Below are 17,822 nucleotides of genomic sequence, written 5' to 3'. Positions count from 1 at the left end.
ACTGAGACGTCGAGGCCCACCCGCGGTTCTCGGGCTGGGCGGCCGAGCGCGGGCTGCTGCACGAGTGGTGACTCACCTCAATGCCTCAGCCTCTTCCCACCGGCCCAAATCATTCAGCACGCTCGCCAGTCTGCTTCGGCTGGCCAGCGTGTCAGGATGCTCCTCACCCCAGCACTCGACGCCGCGCTTCAAGCACCGCCCGATGCCCGGCCTCTGCTTCTTCCAAGCGCCCTAGGTTTCCCAGCACGCTCGCCAGATTGCCCCGGCTGGTCAGTGTGTCCGGGTGCTCCTCACCGAACACTGGGCGCCGTACTTCCAGCACCGCTCGAAGCTCAGTTTCCGCCTCGTCCAACCGTCCCAAGCCAAACAGCAGGAACGCCAGGGTTTCCACATGTGGGCTCAGCATTCGCCGCCGCATTCGACGCTCAGCCACAGGAAGGTCCGCCGAAGCAGCCCAGGCGTCGGCCAGCCAGGTCAGCGCAAGCTCCGGCGCGGAGTCTCCCTCATCGGTCCTCGTCTCATCCTTGGCAGCGACGACATCCTGGATGAGCCGGTGCACGGAGACGGTGTCCTCGGTCAGAGTGACGAGGCTGTAGGAGTTCAGAAGCCGTAGCGCGTCTAGCACCTGGAGCCGAGCGCCGTCGGCGCCCAGGATGTCGCGGGGGATGTCGTCTGGGGCATAACAGGCCAGTATCCGCAGCAGACGCACCGCGTAAGGGTTGCGTTCGCCAATGGTCTCCAGATGTACGTGCCAGAGCCGGGCGATGGTGCGTTCGGCGTCCTCGGCCTCCGGGGAGGCGGCGTACATGTGCGCGGGATGGGCCGTCAGCAGATCGAGGTATTCATGGGCGCTGATCTGGGCCTCACGGATAGCCAGTCCACCGCTCCGTTGCCGAGCCCATGGTCTGCGGCGAACTCCTCCGCCCACACCTGGAACGCCTCGTCCAGGTTCACGAGCGTGTTGTCGAGATCGAAGAGGGCGAGGCGCTGCATGACCCGATCGTATGGACGCGAGGCGTCTCCGTGCGCTCTGCTCCGTGTCTCACGGAACAGCCACGGAACAGCGCCCGTTGAGCGCCGGACTCGGGTGCCGGCGGACCCCGGCTCTCCGCTGTCAAGAACCGGGGTTTCCGCTGCTCAGAGCCCTACTTGAGGAGCTGGCGGGCCATCACCATGCGCTGGATCTGGTTGGTGCCCTCGTAGATTTGCGTGATCTTGGCGTCGCGCATCATGCGCTCGACCGGGAAGTCCTTCGTGTACCCGTATCCACCCAGGAGCTGGACCGCGTCGGTGGTGATCTCCATGGCGGCGTCCGAGGCGAGGCACTTGGCGGCGCTCGACAGGTACGTGAGGTCCTTCTGCGGCTCGCCGTTCATGGCGCGTTCGGACTTGGCCGCCGCGTGGTACGTGAGCTGCCGGGCCGCCTCCAGTTTCATGCCCATGTCGGCGATCATGAACTGGAGCCCCTGGAAGTCGGCGATGGGCCGGCCGAACTGCTTGCGCTCCTTGACGTACCCGATCGCGAAGTCGAGCGCGCCCTGGGCGATGCCGATGGCCTGGGCGGCGATGGTGATGCGGGTGTGGTCGAGGGTGGCGAGGGCGGTCTTGAAGCCGGTGCCCGGCTCGCCGATCATGCGGTCGGCCGGGATGCGGACGTTGTCCAGGATGACCTGGCGGGTGGGCGAGCCCTTGATGCCGAGCTTCTTCTCCTTGGGCCCGAAGGACACGCCTTCGTCCGACTTCTCCACGACGAAGGCGGAGATGCCGCGCGCGCCGGCCGACGGGTCGGTGACGGCCATGACGGTGTAGTACTCGCTCACGCCGGCGTTGGTGATCCACATCTTGGTGCCGTTGAGCACGTACGAGTCCCCGTCGCGGACGGCCCGCGTCTTCATGGACGCCGCGTCGGAGCCCGCCTCAGGTTCCGACAGCGCGTACGAGAACATCGCCTCCCCGCGCGCCACCGGCGGCAGGTAGCGGGACTTGAGCTCCTCGGAGGCCGACAGCAGCAGCGGCACGGTGCCGAGCTTGTTGACGGCCGGGATCAGGGACGACGACGCGCAGGCGCGGGCCACCTCCTCGATGACGATCACCGTGGCGAGCGCGTCGGCCCCGGCGCCGCCGTACTGCTCCGGCACGTGCACCGCGTGCAGCTCCGCCGCCACGAGCGCCTTATAGACGTCCCAGGAGAACTCCTCGGTCTCGTCGATCTCGGCGGCGTGCGGCGCGATCTTCTCGTCGGCCAGGGCCCGTACGGTCTCCCTGAGCATGTCGTGCTCTTCGGCGGGCGCGTAAAGAGGGAAGCTCATGCTTCAGATACTAGGACGTCCGACCATCTTGTTACCAGCTAGTACGGTTTGCGAAGATGCGCAGGTGGCACGTACGAGGTAGCGAGGCCCCGGTAGCATGCCTGCCTGCGCGATCGAAAGGAGCCCACTCGTGCCATACCGCCTCACGGTGATCGGGACCGGCTACCTCGGAATCACCCATGCGGCGTGCATGGCTGATCTCGGGTTCGAGGTCCTCGGCCTCGACGTCGACGCCGACAAGATCCGACGTCTCAACGCCGGTGATCTCCCCATTCACGAACCCGGTCTCGAACCCGTGCTGCGCCGTGGCCTCGAATCAGGACGGCTCCGCTTCACCACCTCGTACGAGGAGGCCGCCGCGTTCGGCGACGTGCACTTCATCTGCGTCGGCACGCCGCAGAAACGCGGCGAGTACGCCGCGGACGTCTCGTACATGGACAGCGCCGTCGAATCCCTCGCCCCGCTGCTCGACCGCGAGTGCCTGGTCGTGGGCAAGTCGACGGTCCCCGTCGGCACCGCCGAGCGCCTGGCCGACAAGCTCGCCCGGCTCGCCCCCGCCGGCGCCCAGGCCGAGCTGGCTTGGAACCCCGAGTTCCTGCGCGAGGGCTTCGCCGTCGAGGACACCCTCCACCCCAACCGCATCGTGCTGGGCGTGCGCAGCGAGCGCGCCGAGAAGATCCTGCGCGAGGTGTACGAGCCGATCGGCGACGTTCCGATCGTGGTGGCCGACTACGCGACGGCCGAGCTGGTCAAGACGGCCGCGAACGCCTTCCTCGCCACCAAGATCTCCTTCATCAACGCCATGGCCGAGGTCTGCGAGGCCGCTCACGCCGACGTGACGCTGCTGTCCGAGGCTTTGTCGTACGACGACCGCATCGGCGGGCGCTATCTCAACGCCGGGCTCGGCTTCGGCGGCGGCTGCCTGCCCAAGGACATCAGGGCCTTCATGGCGCGGGCCGGCGAGCTGGGCGCCGACCAGGCGCTGACGTTCCTGCGCGAGGTGGACGCCATCAACATGCGCCGCCGGGCCCGCATGGTCGACCTGGCCCGCGAGCTGGCCGGAGGCTCCTTTCACGGCTGCACGGTCGGCGTGCTCGGGGCGGCGTTCAAGCCGGACTCCGACGACATCCGCGACTCCCCCGCGCTCGATGTGGCCGTCACGATCGGCGACCAGGGCGGGACGGTCACCGTGTACGACCCCATCGCCCTCGACAACGCCCGCAAGGCGCACCCCGAGCTGAACTACGGCGATTCGGCCATCGAGGCGGTACGCGGGGCGCATGTGGTGCTGCTGCTCACCGAGTGGCAGGAGTTCGTCCGGCTCGATCCCGACGAGCTGGGTGCCGTCGTCGCCGCCCGGCGCATCGTGGACGGGCGCAACGCGCTCAACGCCGAGGCCTGGCGCTCGGCCGGCTGGCACTACCGCGCCCTCGGCCGCCCCTGACCGGCCGGCTGGCACTACCACGCCCTCGGCCGCCCCTGAGCGGCCGTTCCGGCATTCGGGGCTCCGCTGGTCGCGAGCCGGTACGGCTCGTTGAGCCGCTGGTGGAGGGCCGATGCGCGCCCTCCGGGCAGCCGTTCAGGTCAGGTGGCGCACCCACTGCGTGAGCAGCGGGCGGTAGCCCCGTCGTGCCCAGAACGGGGTGGAGAGCGGGTTCGGCAGGGCGTGGTGGAGCAGCACGGACGACACGCCCTCGGCCGCCGCGTGCGCGTGTGCGACCTCGGTCAGCGCCGCCCCGACGCCGCGCCCCCGCGCCGGCGGCTCGACGTACATCACCCCGAGGTACGCCACCGGCGCGTCGTTCACCCACCCCGAGATCCATCGGGCGCGTACGGGCGGCTCGACGATGACGCAACCCACCGGCTCGCCGTCCACCTCGGCCAGCCAGCACCACTCCAGCGGCAGCACCTCGCCCGCCACCGACTCCCTGATCCGGTCGGGGGTGGACGGCCTGGGCGTCACCCAGCCGAACTGGGCGTCGAAGGCGGCCAGGCGTTCGTACATCGCCGAGACCGTGTCAACGTCGCCCTGGCCCGCCGCGCGGATCTTCACCGGTGAGGCGGGCGGGGCGGGCGCGTCGTGCGGGCGCAGGCGGTGGACGGAGACCGCCACGGTGGGGGCGAAGCCGCGTACGGCCAGCGCTCTGACCGGGACGGTGTCGCGGCTCGGCCAGACCACGCTCAGCGCCTGCTCGGGCTCGTCACCGCGCGGCATCTCCAGCCAGCGGTCGAGCAGCGCCCCGAGCGCTTTCTGCGGATCGGGGCCGGACACCCGGGCGCGCAGCCGGTGGACGATGAGCGGTGACCACGCGGCCTGGAGGCTGCCGGGGTCGAGCCGGTCCACGTTGACCAGGCCGACGCCGCCAGGCACCTCAAGCGGCACGTCGTGCTCCCTGACGACCAGCGCGCCCTGGTCGGCCACGAGCGGGTCAACAGCGCGTACGCGGGCCTCGTGGCCCTTGATCGGGTCGTCGTCCATGGCTAGGCACCCTATCCACGGAAAACCCCAGGATAAAAGGCATGCGCCCCTTTAGGACAGCCGGGGGTCGCACCGCCGCCGACCGGCCGGCAACGCCCCACGCCTCCGCCCTGGCACCGCCGAAACGCCCCGTCCGGCGGCCAGAGCAGGCAGCCGTCTCGGGGGCCGCACAGAGCCCACGTAGCGACGGCACGCGGGCGGGGAGGCCGCACGCGGGCGCGGAGACGCCACATCGGCGGGTGAGCCGGGCGAGGGTGAGCGCTGAGTCGCCGCCGCGGAGCCGGACGGCCCGAGCAAGGGACGGCCTACAGGTCGGCGGCCTCGGCGCGGAGGCGCTCGCCCTTCGCGTACGCCTGCTCCTTCAGCTTCCCCTGGAACTCCTCCATCCGCGCCCGCAGCCCCTCGTCAGAAGCGGCGAGGATGCGGACGGCGAGGAGGCCGGCGTTGCGGGCGCCGCCGACGGCGACGGTGGCGACGGGCACTCCGGCCGGCATCTGCACGATCGACAGCAGCGAGTCCATGCCGTCGAGGTACTTCAGCGGCACCGGGACCCCGATGACGGGCAGCGGGGTGACGGAGGCGAGCATGCCGGGGAGGTGGGCGGCGCCGCCGGCGCCGGCGATGATGACCTTGATGCCCCGGGAGGCGGCCTGGCGGCCGTACTCGATCATCTCGAGCGGCATGCGGTGCGCCGAGACCACGTCGGCCTCGAACGGCACGCCGAACTCGGCGACCGCCTCGGCGGCGGCCTTCATGACCGGCCAGTCGGAGTCGCTGCCCATGACGATGGCGACGGTCATGTGTACTCCCCTGTCATGAGGTAGACGGCGGCGTGGCGGGCGCGGGCGCGCACCTTCTCGAGGTTGGAGCCGAGCGCGGTGACGTGGCCGATCTTGCGGCCGGGCCGCACCTCCTTGCCGTAGAAGTGCAGCTTGATGCCGGGGTCGTGGGCGAGCACGTGCTCGTAGCGCTTGAACAGGTCGGGGTCGTCGCCGCCGAGCAGGTTGGCCATGACGACATGCTGGGCGGTCATGCGGGGCGAGCCGAGCGGCAGGTCGAGCACGGCGCGCAGGTGCTGCTCGAACTGCGAGGTGGTGGCGCCCTCGATGGTCCAGTGGCCGCTGTTGTGGGGGCGCATGGCCAGCTCGTTGACCACGATGCCGCGCGCGGTCTCGAACATCTCGACGGCGAGCAGCCCGGTGACGCCCAGCTCGTTGGCGATCTGCAGGCCGATGTGCTGGGCGCGCGCGGCGGCCTCGGGGTCGAGGTCGGGGGCGGGCGCGATGACCTCGACGCAGATGCCGTCGCGCTGGACGGTCTCGACGACGGGGTAGCTGACGCCCTGGCCGTGGGGCGAGCGGGCGACCAGCACGGCCAGCTCGCGCTCGAACGGCACGAACGCCTCGGCCATCAGCTCGACGCCGGTCGCGAACGCCTCGGCGGCCTCTTCCGGCGTGTGGCAGACCCACACGCCGCGCCCGTCGTAGCCACCGCGCACGGCCTTGAGCACGACGGGCCAGCCGTGGGCGCCGGCGAAGTCGGTGACGTCGTCGAGCGAGGCGACGCGCCGCCAGGCCGGGCAGGGCACGCCGATGGCGCTCAGCCGTTCGCGCATGACCGCCTTGTCCTGGGCGTGGACGAGGGCGTCGGCGCCGGGGCGGACGGTGTGGCCGGCGGCGATCAGGGCCTTGATGTGCTCGGTGGGCACGTGCTCGTGGTCGAACGTGACGACGTCGCACCCCTGGGCGAACTCGCGGAGCACATCAAGATCGCGATAGTCTCCGAGGCGCGTGTCGACGATGACCCTGGCCGCGCTCTCGTCCGGAGTGTTGGCCAGCACCCGCAACTCGACGCCGAGCGCGATGGCGGGCGGCTGCGACATCCTGGCGAGCTGGCCCGCGCCGACGATGCCGACGACCGGTCCGATGGGGCTGATGGCACTCACGCCAGGTGAGCTTACCGGGACGCAACCACTTACCCCGCCCGGCCCCGGACCTTCCGGGTGATCGTTACGGCTCGTCAGCGGGCCGATCAGGGCGTGGGAGCTGGACGGCCGTTCCGGGTTCGCCTGACTGGCACGACCGCCCAGCGATTCGCGTGCCCTCGAACTGCAGGGAAGCGTAATGCCTACTTAACGGGCATGCCGCACATAGGGCGATTTTTCTGCAGACCATCTTTGCGGGGTATGTTCGTACGCCTGACGCCCGGCCTACGTCGCGGCCGGTACGCTGAGTGGACCACGCTCGACGTGGGTCACGCTCGACGTGGACCACGCCCGGCGAGGCGAGGCTCGATGAGGGAAGGGACCGAGCAGAGACGTGACTTTCGCCAAGCGGCTCTACCAGCGGTTCGCCTCTCTCGTGCACGAGCTGGCCAAGTTCGGCAGCATCGGGGCGGTCGCGTTCGTCCTCGACACGAGCCTGCTCAACCTCTGCAACGTCGTCATCGGCCTCGGCCCGCTGACCTCCAAGGTCGTCGCCACCACGATCTCCACGACCTTCGCCTATCTCGGCAACCGCTACTGGACCTTCCGCCACCGCGAGCAGAGCGGTCTTGGCCGCGAATACTTCCTGTTCTTCCTGCTCAACGGCATCGCCCTGCTGTTCGGCATGCTGACGATCGGCTTCACCACGTACACGCTGGGCCTGCACGACACGCTCAGCTTCAACATCGCCAACATCGTGGGCGTTGGGCTCGGCACCCTGTTCCGTTACTGGTCGTACAAGAAGTGGGTGTTCCTGGAGGCCACCGAGCCCATCCCGGTGGAGCTGCCGGAGGGCGGCGTCAGGCAGGACCGCTGACCACCCTGTTACGGCCGTCGTCGTCGGCCGGGCGCAGGAAGATGGCGAACGTCGCCGGCCTGCGCCGCACCAGCTCGAGCCGGCCGCCGTCGGCGGCGGCCAGCGCACGGGCCAGCGTCAGGCCGAGTCCGGTGCCTCCGCCGCCGCTGACGTTCCTGTCGAAGATCTTGGGGGCGATGTCGTCGGCGATGCCGGGTCCCTCGTCGGACACCTCGATCACCACGTAGTTGTCGCCGCAGGTGGTGGAGACGGTGACCGTGCCGCCGCCGTGCCGCAGGGAGTTCTCCAGCAGCGAGGCGATGACCTGGCCGAAGCCGCCGGTGGTGGCCATCGCTTTCAGCCCGCGTGTGCCTTCGAGCCGCAGCTCGCGCCCGGCGTCCTTGAACACCGGCTCCCACTCGGTCATCTGCTGTGACAGCACCTCGTCCACGGCCACCGGCTCGGCCTGGGCGTGCCGCTGCCGGCGGGCCGCGGCGAGCAGCTCGTCGATGACCGCGGTGAGCCGTTCGGCCTGCACGATCGCCGCCTCGCCCTCCTCGCGGACCACATCGGGCTCGTGGGCCGAGGCCACGATCTCCTCCAGGCGCATCGTCAGCCCCGTCAAGGGGGTGCGGAGCTGATGCGAGGCGTCGGTGGCGAACTCGCGCTCGCGGGTGAGCAGGTCGGAGATGCGGGTGGCGCTGCGGTCGAGCACCTGCGCCACGCGATCCAGCTCGGGGATGCCGTAGCGGTGCTTGCTCGGCCGCGCGTCACCTGACCCCAGCCGGTCGGCGATCTTCGCCAGGTCCTGCAACGGCAGCGTGAGCCGCCGCGACTGCACGACGGCCAGGCTCACGGCGACCGCCAGGGCGGCGCCGGCCAACGCGACGATGAGCAGCAGCCGAGCCCGTACGTCCTGCTCGACCTGGTCGCGGTCGCGACTGATGCGCACATAGATGCCGGTATTGGTCTGGGCGTCCTCGGTCATCAGGTGACCCGACGGCGGGGGGTCGCCGACGACGGTCACCCTCAGGGGGGTTCCGCGTTCCCAGATCTGTATGAATCTGCCCGGATACTTCTGTTCCAGTTGCTGGGGGTCGAGCGGCGTCTCCTGGATGCGGGCGTACTCCACCTCGCCCACGAGACGCTTGGCCTCCGCCCCGAGCTCCTTAGCCGCCTCATCGACGATCAGGCGGCTGACGACGACGCCCAGGGGGACCCCCAGCAGCAGGACCGCGATGACCGCGACGAGCAGCGTGGAGGAGAGCAGTCGGCGGCGCATCTCCTACTCGCGCTCGAACCTGAAGCCGACCCCCCGGACCGTGGTGATGTAACGCGGCTTGGCGGCGTCGTCGCCCAGCTTCCGACGCAACCAGGAGATGTGCATGTCGAGCGTTTTCGTGGACCCCCACCAGTTGGTGTCCCACACCTCGCGCATGATCTGCTCACGGGTGACGACCTTGCCCGCGTCGCGTACGAGCACGCGAAGCAGGTCGAACTCCTTGGTCGTCAGGTGCAGCTCCTTGTCCCCCATCCAGGCGCGGCGCGAATCGGCGTCGATCCGCACGCCCTGGACGACCGGGGTCTCGGAGGTGCCACGCCGCAGCAGCGCCCGCACTCTGGCGAGCAGCTCCGCGAGGCGGAACGGTTTCGTCACGTAGTCATCGGCGCCCGCGTCGAGACCGACGACGGTGTCGACCTCGTCGACGCGTGCCGTGAGAATCAGAACCGGAGTGCCGTGCCCCTCGGCGCGGATCCGGCGGGCGACCTCCAGGCCGTCCATCTCTGGCAGCCCAAGGTCGAGAACAATGAGATCGATGCCGCCCGAAAGGGCCCTCTCCAAGGCTTGAGGGCCGTCGGGGCTCACCTCGACCTGATAGCCCTCGCGGCGCAGTGCGCGCGCAAGCGGCTCGGAAATCGAGGTGTCATCCTCGGCGAGAAGAACGCAGGTCATAAAGCGATCGTAGGACCTTAGGCGATCGTTTCCCGGGTTGAGCGCGCGGTTTGACTCGTCGTTGACCTATCCATTGACCTGGGCAAACACAGCTAAAATACGTTAGGGGGTGATTAAAACACCACCGCTTGCGTTGCGCGGGTCAACGGGGTGGTCATGCCCGTTCGGGAACGCCGCAATCACCACGACCGGCTAATGATCGGCGTTTCTCGCATAAGTCGCCGAAAATCGATCAAGCGGAAATGTCGCTGTTTTCAGGCGAGCGCCGTTCGGCGGGCCCGAGCGGTACAGTGCGAGCCTTCCGGCCGAGGGGAAACGGGCCTGATCGATCCGGGAGGCCGGGGCGCGCGGCTGAGGAGCCGCGGCGCACCCCGGGAGGGGCCACGGATGAGTGCGTACGGGCCGGCGCGGAGCACCCGGGCGTCCCGGCGTCCGTCGAGGGGCTTCGAGCGCCGGCGACGGCGACGGCGACGGCGGGACCGGTCAGTTGTAGTCGTTGTCGAACGAGCGAGGCTCGGCGTAACGCGCCAGGTAGAGCTGCTCGCCCAGGGTCTGGATCAGCTCCAGCTCGGTTTCGAGGTAGTCGATGTGCTCTTCCTCGTCCTTGAGGATGTCCTCGAAGATGTTCGCCGAGGTGATGTCGCCCTTCTCGCGCATGAGCTGGATGGCCGGCCGCAGCCGCTGCACCACCGCCATCTCCACCTCCAAGTCGGCCTGGATCTGCTCGGGCACGGTCTGCCCAATGTGGAGCGTTCCAAGCCGCTGATAGTTGGGCAGGCCCTCGAGGAAGAGGATGCGGTCGGTGAGCCGCTCGGCGTGGCGCATCTCCTCGATGGACTCGTCGCGGGTGCGCTTGGCGAGCTTGGTGTATCCCCAGTTCTCCTGCATCTTGGCGTGCAGGAAGTACTGGTTGATCGCGGTCAGCTCGGCGGTGAGCTGTTCGTTGAGCAACTCGATGATCTGCCTATCGCCCTGCATAACGGGCCCCTCATCGTCGATCCGGTCATGCGGTCGTCAGTTCCTGAGACCTTTTCAGGATCGCACAGATCTTCCGAACACAACGGGCACAGTCACCACCGGCACCAGTGGTGTCGCGGATCTGCTTGGCGCTGGTCGCCCCGGCGGCGATGCAGTCGTGCACTTCGTTCTCGGTCACGGCACGACAGATGCACACGTACATTGCTGGGGGCATGCCTTTCACACGCAGGGATGAGGGAGACCGCCTTAGGTAAGGCACACCTAAAGATAACCCACTGAGGTTAGGCTTGCCTACGTCGGGTCGGTCACACGCGCCGGATCCTCGCAGGTGAAAGGCCTTTCGCGCGTCAGAAGGGCCCCGGCTCAGCATCACAAGGCCCCTGGCTCAGCGTCAGGAGGCCCGGCTCGGCATCACGAGGCCCCGGCTCGGCATCACGAGGCCCCGGCTCAGCGTCGGAAGGCCCCGGCTCAGTGGCCGCGGGCGATCCACTCCTCCAGGTGCGGCGCCTCGGCGCCGATGGTGGTGGAGTCGCCGTGCCCGGTGTGGACGACCGTCTCCGGCGGCAGCGTCAGCAGCCGGTCCCTGATCGAGTCGATGATCGTCTCGAACGAGCTGTAGGACCGCCCGGTCGCACCCGGCCCGCCCTTGAACAGCGTGTCACCGCTGAACAGCGCCCCCAGGTCGGGCGCGAACAGGCAGACCGCGCCCGGCGAGTGGCCCGGCGTGTGCAGAATCTGCAGCGCGATGCCGCCCACGGTGAGCTTGTCGCCGTCGCCGAGCGGCTCGTACGACACCTCGGGCCCGTACACCTGCTCCCACAGCACCTGGTCGGCCGGGTGCAGCCGGATCGGCGCGCCCGTGCGCTCGGCCAGCTCGCGGGCGGCGTTGATGTGGTCGTTGTGCGCGTGGGTGCAGACGATGGCCCGCACGCTGCGCCCGCCCGCACGCTCGGCGATCGCCGTCGCGTCGTGGGCGGCGTCGATGACCACGACCTCGCGGGCGTCGCCGACCAGCCAGACGTTGTTGTCGACGTCCCACGTGCCGCCGTCCAGCGAGAACGTGCCCGAGGTGATGACCCTGTCGATCATCAGAAGACCACCACCGAACGCAGCACCTCGCCCCTGTGCATCTTCGCGAACGCCTCCTCGACCTGCTCGACCCCGATCGTCTCGGAGACGAACTTGTCGAGCGGCAGGCGGTTTTGCAGGAACAGGTCGATGAGCATGGGGAAGTCGCGCGACGGCAGGCAGTCGCCGTACCAGGAGGACTTCAGCGCGCCGCCGCGGCCGAACACGTCGAGCAGCGGCAGGTCGATGCGCATCTCCGGGGTCGGCACGCCGACGAGCACCACCGTGCCGGCCAGGTCGCGGGCGTAGAACGCCTGCTCGTACGTCTCGGGCCTGCCCACCGCCTCGACCACCACGTCCGCGCCGAAGCCGCCGGTCAGCTCGCGGATCGCCTCGACCGGGTCGTTCTCGCGGGAGTTGACCGTGTGGGTGGCGCCGAACTGGCGGGCCCACTCCAGCTTGCGGTCGTCCACGTCGACCGCGATGATCTTCGCCGCGCCGGCCAGCGAGGAGCCGAGGATGGCCGCGTCGCCGACGCCGCCGCAGCCGATGACCGCCACGCTGTCGCCGCGGGTGACGCCGCCGGTGTTGATCGCCGCGCCGATGCCGGCCATCACGCCGCAGCCCAGCAGGCCCGCGACCTGCGCGGGCGCGTCGGCGGAGACCTTCGTGCACTGGCCCGCCGCGACGAGCGTCTTGTCGAGGAACGCCCCGATGCCGAGCGCGGGCGACAGCTCGGTGCCGTCCTTGAGCGTCATCTTCTGCTTGGCGTTGTGGGTGTTGAAGCAGTACCACGGCCGCCCGCGCAGGCAGGCCCGGCACTGGCCGCACACCGCGCGCCAGTTGAGGATCACGAAGTCGCCGGGCGCGACCTCGGTGACACCGGGGCCGACCGCCTCGACGACGCCCGCCGCCTCGTGTCCGAGCAGGAACGGGTAGTCATCGCTGATCCCGCCCTCCCGATAGTGCAGGTCGGTGTGGCACACGCCGCAGGCCTGCACGTTCACCACCGCTTCGCCCGGACCTGGGTCCGGCACGATCACCGTCTCGAGGGAAACTTCCTGGCCCTTGCCCCGGGCGACGACGCCCTGCACTTCGTACGGCATGCCAGCCATCTTGTGTCAGGAGGTTGATCTCCGCAAGGGACCGGGCGTGAGCACGCCGAGACCTTTGCGGACCGCGTCCCCGCCCGCGTCAGCGGCCGTCGATCTCCCCGTCGGAGGCGTCCTCCACGAGCCGGAACAGGTCGGTGCGGACGTCCTGGATCTTCGGGATGTCGCGCAGCACGATCTCGCCGCGCTCGCCCGCCGACTCGACCGTCAGCGTGCCGCAGCCGAGCAGGCGCTCGGCGAAGGTCTGGTCGGAGCTCACCGTGTTGACCTTGGCGATGGGAATCTCGTCGGTCGACTTGTTGAGCACGCCGGTGCTGATCGTGAAGCGGTGGGTGGTGAGCACGTAGCCGGTGTTCTTCCACTGCAGGTACGGCACGAACGACCAGATCGTCAGCAGGATGAGCCCGATGACCGCGACCGCGATCCTGGCGTAGGCGGCGTACTCGAAGTCGCCGGGGATGAAGTAGATCGCCGCGCCCGAGGCGAGGGCTATGAGGACCAGCGCGATGAAGGGACCGACGAGCCGCTTCCAGTGGGGGTGGAAGGATCGGACGCGCCGCTCACCCTGCGTCAGATGGTGGTCGGGAATGGTCATGGCCCAATCATGGCCCAAAACGTGCCATCAACGCTGCGTGCCTGCCATGCCACCGGAGGAAACCGGCTCGCTCACCCCGCCGGCCTGACGTGCACGACGTCGCCCGCGCTCAGCGTGTGACGCTCGCCGTCCGCCTCCACCTGTAGGTGGCCGTCCTTGTCGATGCCGGTGGCCAGGCCGGTGAGCGTGCGGTCGCCGGGCAGCTCGACCCTGACCCGCTGTCCCACGGTGGCGCTGGCCGCCAGGTAGGCCGAGCGCAGGCCGGCCGCCTCCGCGTCGCCGCCCGCCCGCGTCCAGTCGCGGTAGTGGGTCTCGACCTCGCGCAGCACGGCGCGCAGGAGCGGGTCGCGGTCGGTGCAGGCCGCCTTCTCGACGGCCAGCGACGTGGCGGTCTCGACGGGCAGCTCGTCATCGCGCAGCGAGACGTTGAGCCCCATGCCGATGACGACGGCGTCGCCCGAGCGCTCGGCCAGCACGCCGGCCAGCTTGCGCTCGCCGATCAGCAGGTCGTTGGGCCACTTGAGCCGGACGTCCACCTCGGCGATGCGGCGTACGGCCGAGGCGGCGGCGACGCCGTACAGCAGCGACAGCCAGCTCTGGGCCGCGATCGGCATCTGCGGCCTGAGCAGGATGGAGAACGTCAGTCCTGAACGGGGCGGCGCCGACCATGTGCGGCCCAGCCGCCCGCGGCCCGCCCGCTGCGCCTCCGCGATCAGCACCGTGCCCTCGGGCGCGCCGGCGCGGGCGGCCGCGGCCAGGTCGGCGTTGGTGGAACCGGTGCTGCCGACGACGGTGAGCGCGGTCCACAGCGAGCCGGGACGCACCAGGGCACGGGTGAGCGCCGCCTCGGACAGTGGCGGACGCTCGAGGTCGGAGTAGCGTGAGTCGGGCATCCCCCTATCTTCGCAGGGGGTAGGAGGGAGGGATGAGCATGCGTACGACTCCCCCGGCGGCGAGCGGCCGGGACGCGCAGGCGCGCCCTGGGCCGATCACCCGCGTCCGCGTCAGGGAGCTGACCGGCGCGTCGGGCCGCGACCGGCGCGACGACCTCGCGACCGAGGAGCCGCTGGAGATCCGGCTCACCGCTCCCGACGGCACGCGCAGGACGGTCGCCATCACCATGCGCACGCCGGGACACGACTTCGAGCTGGCCGCCGGGTTCCTGCACGGCGAGGGCCTCGTGGGGCCCGGCGACATCGCGGCGATCGCGTACTGCACCGACGAGGACCTGCCGCCCGAGGCGCGCTACAACACGGTGACGGTACGGCTGCACGGCCCCATCCCCGAGCTGCCCGCGCTCGACCGGCACTTCCTGACCTCCAGCGCCTGCGGCGTGTGCGGCTCTGCGAGCCTCGACGCGCTGCGCGACCGCTGCCGCTCGGTGCCGCGCGGCGAGCTCACGCTCTCCCCCGACCTGCTGTACGGGCTGCCCGAGGCGCTGCGGCTGGCCCAGGGCGTGTTCGGCAAGACGGGCGGCCTGCACGCCGCGGGCCTGTTCGCGGCCGACGGCACGCCGGTGGCGGTGCGCGAGGACGTCGGCCGGCACAACGCGGTCGACAAGCTCGTGGGGTGGGCGGCGCTGAACGGGCGGCTGCCGCTGGCCGAGCACGTGCTCATGGTCAGCGGCCGCGCCAGCTACGAGATCATGCAGAAGGCGCTGGCGGCCGGGGTGCCCGTGGTGTGCGCGGTGTCGGCCCCGTCGTCGCTGGCGGTGGAGCTGGCCAGGGAGTTCGGGCTGACGCTGGTGGGCTTCCTGCGCGGGGAGCGCTGCAACGTGTACGCGGGCGCCGAACGCGTCCTGTCGTGAGCGGTCCGCTTCACGGCGGATGCCCGTGCCGGGGCGTCCCGGCACGGGCTCCACGTGCGGTCAGCCGGTGTTCTGCAGGCCGGCCGCGACGCCGTTGACCGACAGCAGCAGCAGCGTGGACAGCCGGTCGCGCTCCTGCTCCGACGGGTTGCCGGTGCGCAGCGCGCGCAGGGCGCGGAGCTGGAGGTGCGACAGCGCGTCCACGTACGGGTCGCGCAGCTGCACGGCCCTGCTGAGCACCTTGCGGTTCTCCAGCAGCCGGGTGTGCCCGGTGACGCGCAGCACCAGCTCGCGGGTGCGGTCGTACTCCTCCAGGACCTGCCTGCTGAAGTCCTCGCGGCCGCCGAGCGCGAGGTAGCGCTCGGCGATCGAGCGGTCGGTCTTGGCCAGCGACATCTCGGCGTTGTCCAGCAGCGAGTTGAACAGCGGCCATTCCCGGTAGGCGGCGCGCAGCTCGTCGATGTCGCCGACGGCGGCGAGTCCGGTGCCGAGGCCGTACCAGCCGGGCAGGTTGACGCGGGTCTGCGCCCAGGCGAACACCCACGGGATGGCCCGCAGGTCGTCGAGCGAGCGGGGCGCGCCCAGGCCGCGCCGGGCCGGGCGGGAGCCGAGCCGCAGCGTGCCGATCTCCTCCAGCGGGCTGACCAGGCCGAACCACTCGGGGAAGCCCGGCGCCTCGGTCAGCGCGCGGTACGCCTGCTCGGACGCCCTGGCCACCTGCTCGGCCAGCCCGCGGAAGCGCTCGGCGGCGGCCGCCGTGCGCTCGCTCACCGTGGGCGACGAGGCCAGCAGCACCGCGTTGGCCACCTGCTCCAGATGGCGGCGGGCGATCGCGATGTGGCCGTAGCGGGCGAAGATGACCTCACCCTGCTCGGTGACCTTGAACCGGCCCGCCACCGAGCCGGGCGCCTGCGCCAGCACCGCGCGGTTGGCCGGGCCGCCGCCGCGGCCGAGCGCGCCACCCCTGCCGTGGAACATGCGGAGCTTGACGTCGTGCTTGGCGGCCCAGGCGGTCAGCGCCTCCTGCGCCTCGTACAGCCGCAGCGTGGCGGCGGCGGGGCCGAGCTCCTTGGCCGAGTCGGAGTAGCCGAGCATGATCTCCATGCGCCGGCCGGTGTCGGCCAGCCGCTGCTGCACTTCGGGGATCTCCAGCATGCCGGTCAGCACGTCGGCCGAGTTGGCGAGGTCCTGGCCCGACTCGAACAGCGGCACCACGTCGAGCACCGGCGCGCGATCGCCGAGCGCGTAGCGGGCCAGCTCGTAGACGGCGGCGATGTCGTCGGCCGAGCGGGTGAAGGAGACCACGTAGCGCGAGCAGGCACGGACGCCGTAGCGCTCCTGGATCCAGCCGATCACCCGGATGGTGGCCAGCACCTCCTCGGTGCGCTCCGACGGCTCGGCACCCGAGCGCAGCTCCTCCAGTGCGGCGGCGTGCACCTGGGAGTGCTGGCGCACCTCCAGCTCGGCCAGGTGGAAGCCGAACGTCTCCACCTGCCAGATGAGGTGCTGCAGCTCGCCGTACGCCTGCCGCGGCGCGGAGGCGGCCAGCGACTCCTGGGCGAGGCGCAGGTCGGCGAGCAGCTCGTCGGGCGAGCGGTAGGCCAGGTCGAGGTCGCGGCGGTGGGTGGCGGCGATGCGGGCGGCCACGAACAGCAGCCACTGCCGGTGCGGCTCGCGCGGCGAGCGGGTGGCCAGCTCCGACACCACGTCGGGGTGGGCGGCCACGGCCGCCGCCAGCCGGGTGCGCAGCTCGGCCGAGGGCGGCGCGAACTGGGCGGAGGCGGTCAGCGTGCGGGCGATGCGGGAGCAGGCCGTCTCCAGTGCCGCGAGGACGTGCTCCGACTGGATCTGGATGGTCTCGCGGGTGACCTTGGCGGTCACGTTGGGGTTGCCGTCGCGGTCGCCGCCGATCCAGCTTCCGTACCTGATGAACGGCTTGGCCAGGGGCGGGCGGGTGCCGGTGCGCTCGTCGAGCGCCGCGTCGAGCGAGCGGTAGACCTGCGGCACCGTACGGAACAGCGTCTCGTCGAAGGCGGCCATGGCGGTGCGCACCTCGTCGAGCGGGTCGAGCTTGGTGGAGCGGAGCTGGGCCGTGCGCCACAGCAGGTCGATCTCCTCCAGCAGGCGCCGCTTGCTCTCGGCGCGCTCGGAGGCCCCGCGGCCTGGGGCGTTGTACTCGGTGAGCTGGCCGCTGATGCGCTGGATGGCGGTGACCACGGCCCGCCTGCGGGCCTCCGTGGGGTGCGCGGTGAGCACCGGGTGCAGCTCAAGGCCCTCCAGCAGCTCGACGACGCGGTCCTGGCCGAGCTGCTGCACGGCCTGCGCGAGCGATTCGCGCTGCACCTTGCCCTCGGCATCGCGCTCGCGCAGCGTGCGGATGCGGTAGTGCTCCTCGGCCAGGTTGGCGAGGTGGAAGTAGCAGGTGAACGCGCGGGCCACCGCCACGGCCCGCTCGATCTCCCATCCGGCGACCATTTCGGTGATGGCGTCGGCCGAGACCTCGCCCCTGCGCGCCGCGATGACGGCTTTGCGCAGGCGTTCGACGTCGGCCAGCAGGTCTTCGCCGCCCTGCTCGGCCAGCACCTGGCCGAGCAGTTTGCCGAGCAGACGCACGTCGTGGCGTAGCTCGTCCGGCATCTCGGTAACGGCGGCACTGCGACGCTCGAGCCCCTGGTCAATCATGTTTCGAAGGGTAGCGAGTCGGTTTTCGGCGCCGTAGACCGGTCTCAGGTATTGGACT

The 17,822-nt window shown here is 70.5% G+C and carries 18 protein-coding genes; 3 read left to right on the top strand and 15 right to left on the bottom strand.

Features of this window, described 5'->3' with window-relative positions:
• Positions 1 to 163: 163 nt before the first annotated feature.
• The 3 genes from ACFMQL_RS19125 to ACFMQL_RS19115 all read right to left on the bottom strand — a co-directional run bounded on the left by ACFMQL_RS19125 (position 164) and on the right by ACFMQL_RS19115 (position 2,309).
• Positions 164 to 808: a tetratricopeptide repeat protein gene (locus tag ACFMQL_RS19125; RefSeq protein WP_364060033.1), complete on the bottom strand. Its 645-nt coding sequence runs from the start codon at positions 806 to 808 to the stop codon at positions 164 to 166.
• A gap of 17 nt (positions 809 to 825) precedes the next feature.
• Positions 826 to 993 (bottom strand): hypothetical protein, encoded by a 168-nt coding sequence (locus ACFMQL_RS19120; protein WP_364060030.1) that lies wholly within the window; start codon positions 991 to 993, stop codon positions 826 to 828.
• 152 nt (positions 994 to 1,145) lie between these two features.
• A complete protein-coding gene (locus ACFMQL_RS19115) occupies positions 1,146 to 2,309 on the bottom strand; it encodes an acyl-CoA dehydrogenase (protein ID WP_364060027.1) in 1,164 nt (387 codons plus the stop codon).
• 130 nt (positions 2,310 to 2,439) lie between these two features.
• Between ACFMQL_RS19115 and ACFMQL_RS19110 the strand changes: the two genes are divergently transcribed.
• Positions 2,440 to 3,753: a UDP-glucose/GDP-mannose dehydrogenase family protein gene (locus ACFMQL_RS19110; RefSeq protein ID WP_364060024.1), complete on the top strand. Its 1,314-nt coding sequence runs from the start codon at positions 2,440 to 2,442 to the stop codon at positions 3,751 to 3,753.
• Positions 3,754 to 3,888: 135 nt separating this feature from the next.
• Here the strand turns inward: ACFMQL_RS19110 and ACFMQL_RS19105 are convergent, their stop codons facing one another.
• The 3 genes from ACFMQL_RS19105 to ACFMQL_RS19095 all read right to left on the bottom strand — a co-directional run bounded on the left by ACFMQL_RS19105 (position 3,889) and on the right by ACFMQL_RS19095 (position 6,733).
• A complete protein-coding gene (locus tag ACFMQL_RS19105; RefSeq protein ID WP_364060021.1) occupies positions 3,889 to 4,788 on the bottom strand; it encodes a GNAT family N-acetyltransferase in 900 nt (299 codons plus the stop codon).
• 305 nt (positions 4,789 to 5,093) lie between these two features.
• Positions 5,094 to 5,588, bottom strand: coding sequence for a 5-(carboxyamino)imidazole ribonucleotide mutase (gene purE / locus ACFMQL_RS19100; protein WP_364060018.1), 495 nt, complete (start codon positions 5,586 to 5,588; stop codon positions 5,094 to 5,096).
• The gene (locus ACFMQL_RS19095; protein ID WP_364060015.1) at positions 5,585 to 6,733 is read right to left on the bottom strand and encodes a 5-(carboxyamino)imidazole ribonucleotide synthase; all 1,149 of its coding nucleotides are present in this window, start codon (positions 6,731 to 6,733) and stop codon (positions 5,585 to 5,587) included. The genes purE and ACFMQL_RS19095 overlap by 4 nt, the downstream gene beginning before the upstream one ends.
• Before the next feature lie 373 nt (positions 6,734 to 7,106).
• Between ACFMQL_RS19095 and ACFMQL_RS19090 the strand changes: the two genes are divergently transcribed.
• Positions 7,107 to 7,589, top strand: a complete 483-nt coding sequence (locus ACFMQL_RS19090) for a GtrA family protein (RefSeq protein WP_364060012.1) — start codon at positions 7,107 to 7,109, stop codon at positions 7,587 to 7,589.
• Here ACFMQL_RS19090 and ACFMQL_RS19085 read toward each other — a convergent pair.
• The 8 genes from ACFMQL_RS19085 to ACFMQL_RS19050 all read right to left on the bottom strand — a co-directional run bounded on the left by ACFMQL_RS19085 (position 7,573) and on the right by ACFMQL_RS19050 (position 14,168).
• Positions 7,573 to 8,850, bottom strand: coding sequence for an ATP-binding protein (locus ACFMQL_RS19085; RefSeq protein WP_364060009.1), 1,278 nt, complete (start codon positions 8,848 to 8,850; stop codon positions 7,573 to 7,575). The genes ACFMQL_RS19090 and ACFMQL_RS19085 overlap by 17 nt on opposite strands.
• 3 nt (positions 8,851 to 8,853) lie before the next feature.
• On the bottom strand, positions 8,854 to 9,522 hold the full coding sequence (locus tag ACFMQL_RS19080; RefSeq protein ID WP_012888073.1) for a response regulator transcription factor: 669 nt from the start codon (positions 9,520 to 9,522) through the stop codon (positions 8,854 to 8,856).
• A 483-nt stretch (positions 9,523 to 10,005) separates the two neighbouring features.
• Positions 10,006 to 10,500, bottom strand: a complete 495-nt coding sequence (bfr, locus tag ACFMQL_RS19075) for a bacterioferritin (RefSeq protein ID WP_364060006.1) — start codon at positions 10,498 to 10,500, stop codon at positions 10,006 to 10,008.
• 25 nt (positions 10,501 to 10,525) lie between these two features.
• Positions 10,526 to 10,702, bottom strand: coding sequence for a (2Fe-2S)-binding protein (locus tag ACFMQL_RS19070; RefSeq protein ID WP_364060003.1), 177 nt, complete (start codon positions 10,700 to 10,702; stop codon positions 10,526 to 10,528).
• Between the two features lie 266 nt (positions 10,703 to 10,968).
• Complete coding sequence (locus ACFMQL_RS19065; RefSeq protein WP_364060000.1) at positions 10,969 to 11,589, bottom strand: MBL fold metallo-hydrolase; 621 nt, start codon at positions 11,587 to 11,589, stop codon at positions 10,969 to 10,971.
• The gene (locus tag ACFMQL_RS19060; RefSeq protein WP_364059997.1) at positions 11,589 to 12,674 is read right to left on the bottom strand and encodes an S-(hydroxymethyl)mycothiol dehydrogenase; all 1,086 of its coding nucleotides are present in this window, start codon (positions 12,672 to 12,674) and stop codon (positions 11,589 to 11,591) included. Before ACFMQL_RS19060 ends, ACFMQL_RS19065 begins: the two co-directional genes overlap by 1 nt.
• Before the next feature lie 88 nt (positions 12,675 to 12,762).
• Positions 12,763 to 13,275, bottom strand: coding sequence for a PH domain-containing protein (locus tag ACFMQL_RS19055; protein ID WP_364059994.1), 513 nt, complete (start codon positions 13,273 to 13,275; stop codon positions 12,763 to 12,765).
• A gap of 71 nt (positions 13,276 to 13,346) precedes the next feature.
• Positions 13,347 to 14,168, bottom strand: a complete 822-nt coding sequence (locus ACFMQL_RS19050) for a biotin--[acetyl-CoA-carboxylase] ligase (protein ID WP_364059991.1) — start codon at positions 14,166 to 14,168, stop codon at positions 13,347 to 13,349.
• A gap of 38 nt (positions 14,169 to 14,206) precedes the next feature.
• Here ACFMQL_RS19050 and fdhD point away from each other — a divergent pair, with 38 nt between their 5' ends.
• Positions 14,207 to 15,082 carry a formate dehydrogenase accessory sulfurtransferase FdhD gene (gene fdhD, locus ACFMQL_RS19045; protein WP_378790179.1) on the top strand — a complete coding sequence of 292 codons (876 nt, stop codon included), beginning with the start codon at positions 14,207 to 14,209 and terminating at the stop codon, positions 15,080 to 15,082.
• A 60-nt stretch (positions 15,083 to 15,142) separates the two neighbouring features.
• Here the strand turns inward: fdhD and ACFMQL_RS19040 are convergent, their stop codons facing one another.
• On the bottom strand, positions 15,143 to 17,764 hold the full coding sequence (locus tag ACFMQL_RS19040) for a phosphoenolpyruvate carboxylase (protein WP_364059985.1): 2,622 nt from the start codon (positions 17,762 to 17,764) through the stop codon (positions 15,143 to 15,145).
• Positions 17,765 to 17,822: the final 58 nt, after the last annotated feature.

Origin of the sequence: Nonomuraea fastidiosa (assembly GCF_042751225.1) — a bacterium.
Lineage (GTDB): Bacteria > Actinomycetota > Actinomycetes > Streptosporangiales > Streptosporangiaceae > Nonomuraea > Nonomuraea fastidiosa.
This window is presented reverse-complemented; position numbering and strand designations above follow the sequence as displayed.

What these genes read in the sequence shown, in the direction of transcription:
- ACFMQL_RS19055 (WP_364059994.1), bottom strand. Translation starts at nt 13,275, where the DNA reads ATGACCATTCCCGACCACCATCTGACGCAGGGTGAGCGGCGCGTCCGA.
- ACFMQL_RS19115 (WP_364060027.1), bottom strand. Translation starts at nt 2,309, where the DNA reads ATGAGCTTCCCTCTTTACGCGCCCGCCGAAGAGCACGACATGCTCAGG.
- ACFMQL_RS19105 (WP_364060021.1), bottom strand. Translation starts at nt 4,788, where the DNA reads ATGGACGACGACCCGATCAAGGGCCACGAGGCCCGCGTACGCGCTGTT.
- ACFMQL_RS19065 (WP_364060000.1), bottom strand. Translation starts at nt 11,589, where the DNA reads ATGATCGACAGGGTCATCACCTCGGGCACGTTCTCGCTGGACGGCGGC.
- purE (WP_364060018.1), bottom strand. Translation starts at nt 5,588, where the DNA reads ATGACCGTCGCCATCGTCATGGGCAGCGACTCCGACTGGCCGGTCATG.
- ACFMQL_RS19040 (WP_364059985.1), bottom strand. Translation starts at nt 17,764, where the DNA reads ATGATTGACCAGGGGCTCGAGCGTCGCAGTGCCGCCGTTACCGAGATG.
- ACFMQL_RS19070 (WP_364060003.1), bottom strand. Translation starts at nt 10,702, where the DNA reads ATGTACGTGTGCATCTGTCGTGCCGTGACCGAGAACGAAGTGCACGAC.
- ACFMQL_RS19120 (WP_364060030.1), bottom strand. Translation starts at nt 993, where the DNA reads ATGCAGCGCCTCGCCCTCTTCGATCTCGACAACACGCTCGTGAACCTG.
- ACFMQL_RS19050 (WP_364059991.1), bottom strand. Translation starts at nt 14,168, where the DNA reads ATGCCCGACTCACGCTACTCCGACCTCGAGCGTCCGCCACTGTCCGAG.
- ACFMQL_RS19060 (WP_364059997.1), bottom strand. Translation starts at nt 12,674, where the DNA reads ATGCCGTACGAAGTGCAGGGCGTCGTCGCCCGGGGCAAGGGCCAGGAA.
- fdhD (WP_378790179.1), top strand. Translation starts at nt 14,207, where the DNA reads ATGCGTACGACTCCCCCGGCGGCGAGCGGCCGGGACGCGCAGGCGCGC.
- bfr (WP_364060006.1), bottom strand. Translation starts at nt 10,500, where the DNA reads ATGCAGGGCGATAGGCAGATCATCGAGTTGCTCAACGAACAGCTCACC.
- ACFMQL_RS19080 (WP_012888073.1), bottom strand. Translation starts at nt 9,522, where the DNA reads ATGACCTGCGTTCTTCTCGCCGAGGATGACACCTCGATTTCCGAGCCG.
- ACFMQL_RS19125 (WP_364060033.1), bottom strand. Translation starts at nt 808, where the DNA reads ATGTACGCCGCCTCCCCGGAGGCCGAGGACGCCGAACGCACCATCGCC.
- ACFMQL_RS19085 (WP_364060009.1), bottom strand. Translation starts at nt 8,850, where the DNA reads ATGCGCCGCCGACTGCTCTCCTCCACGCTGCTCGTCGCGGTCATCGCG.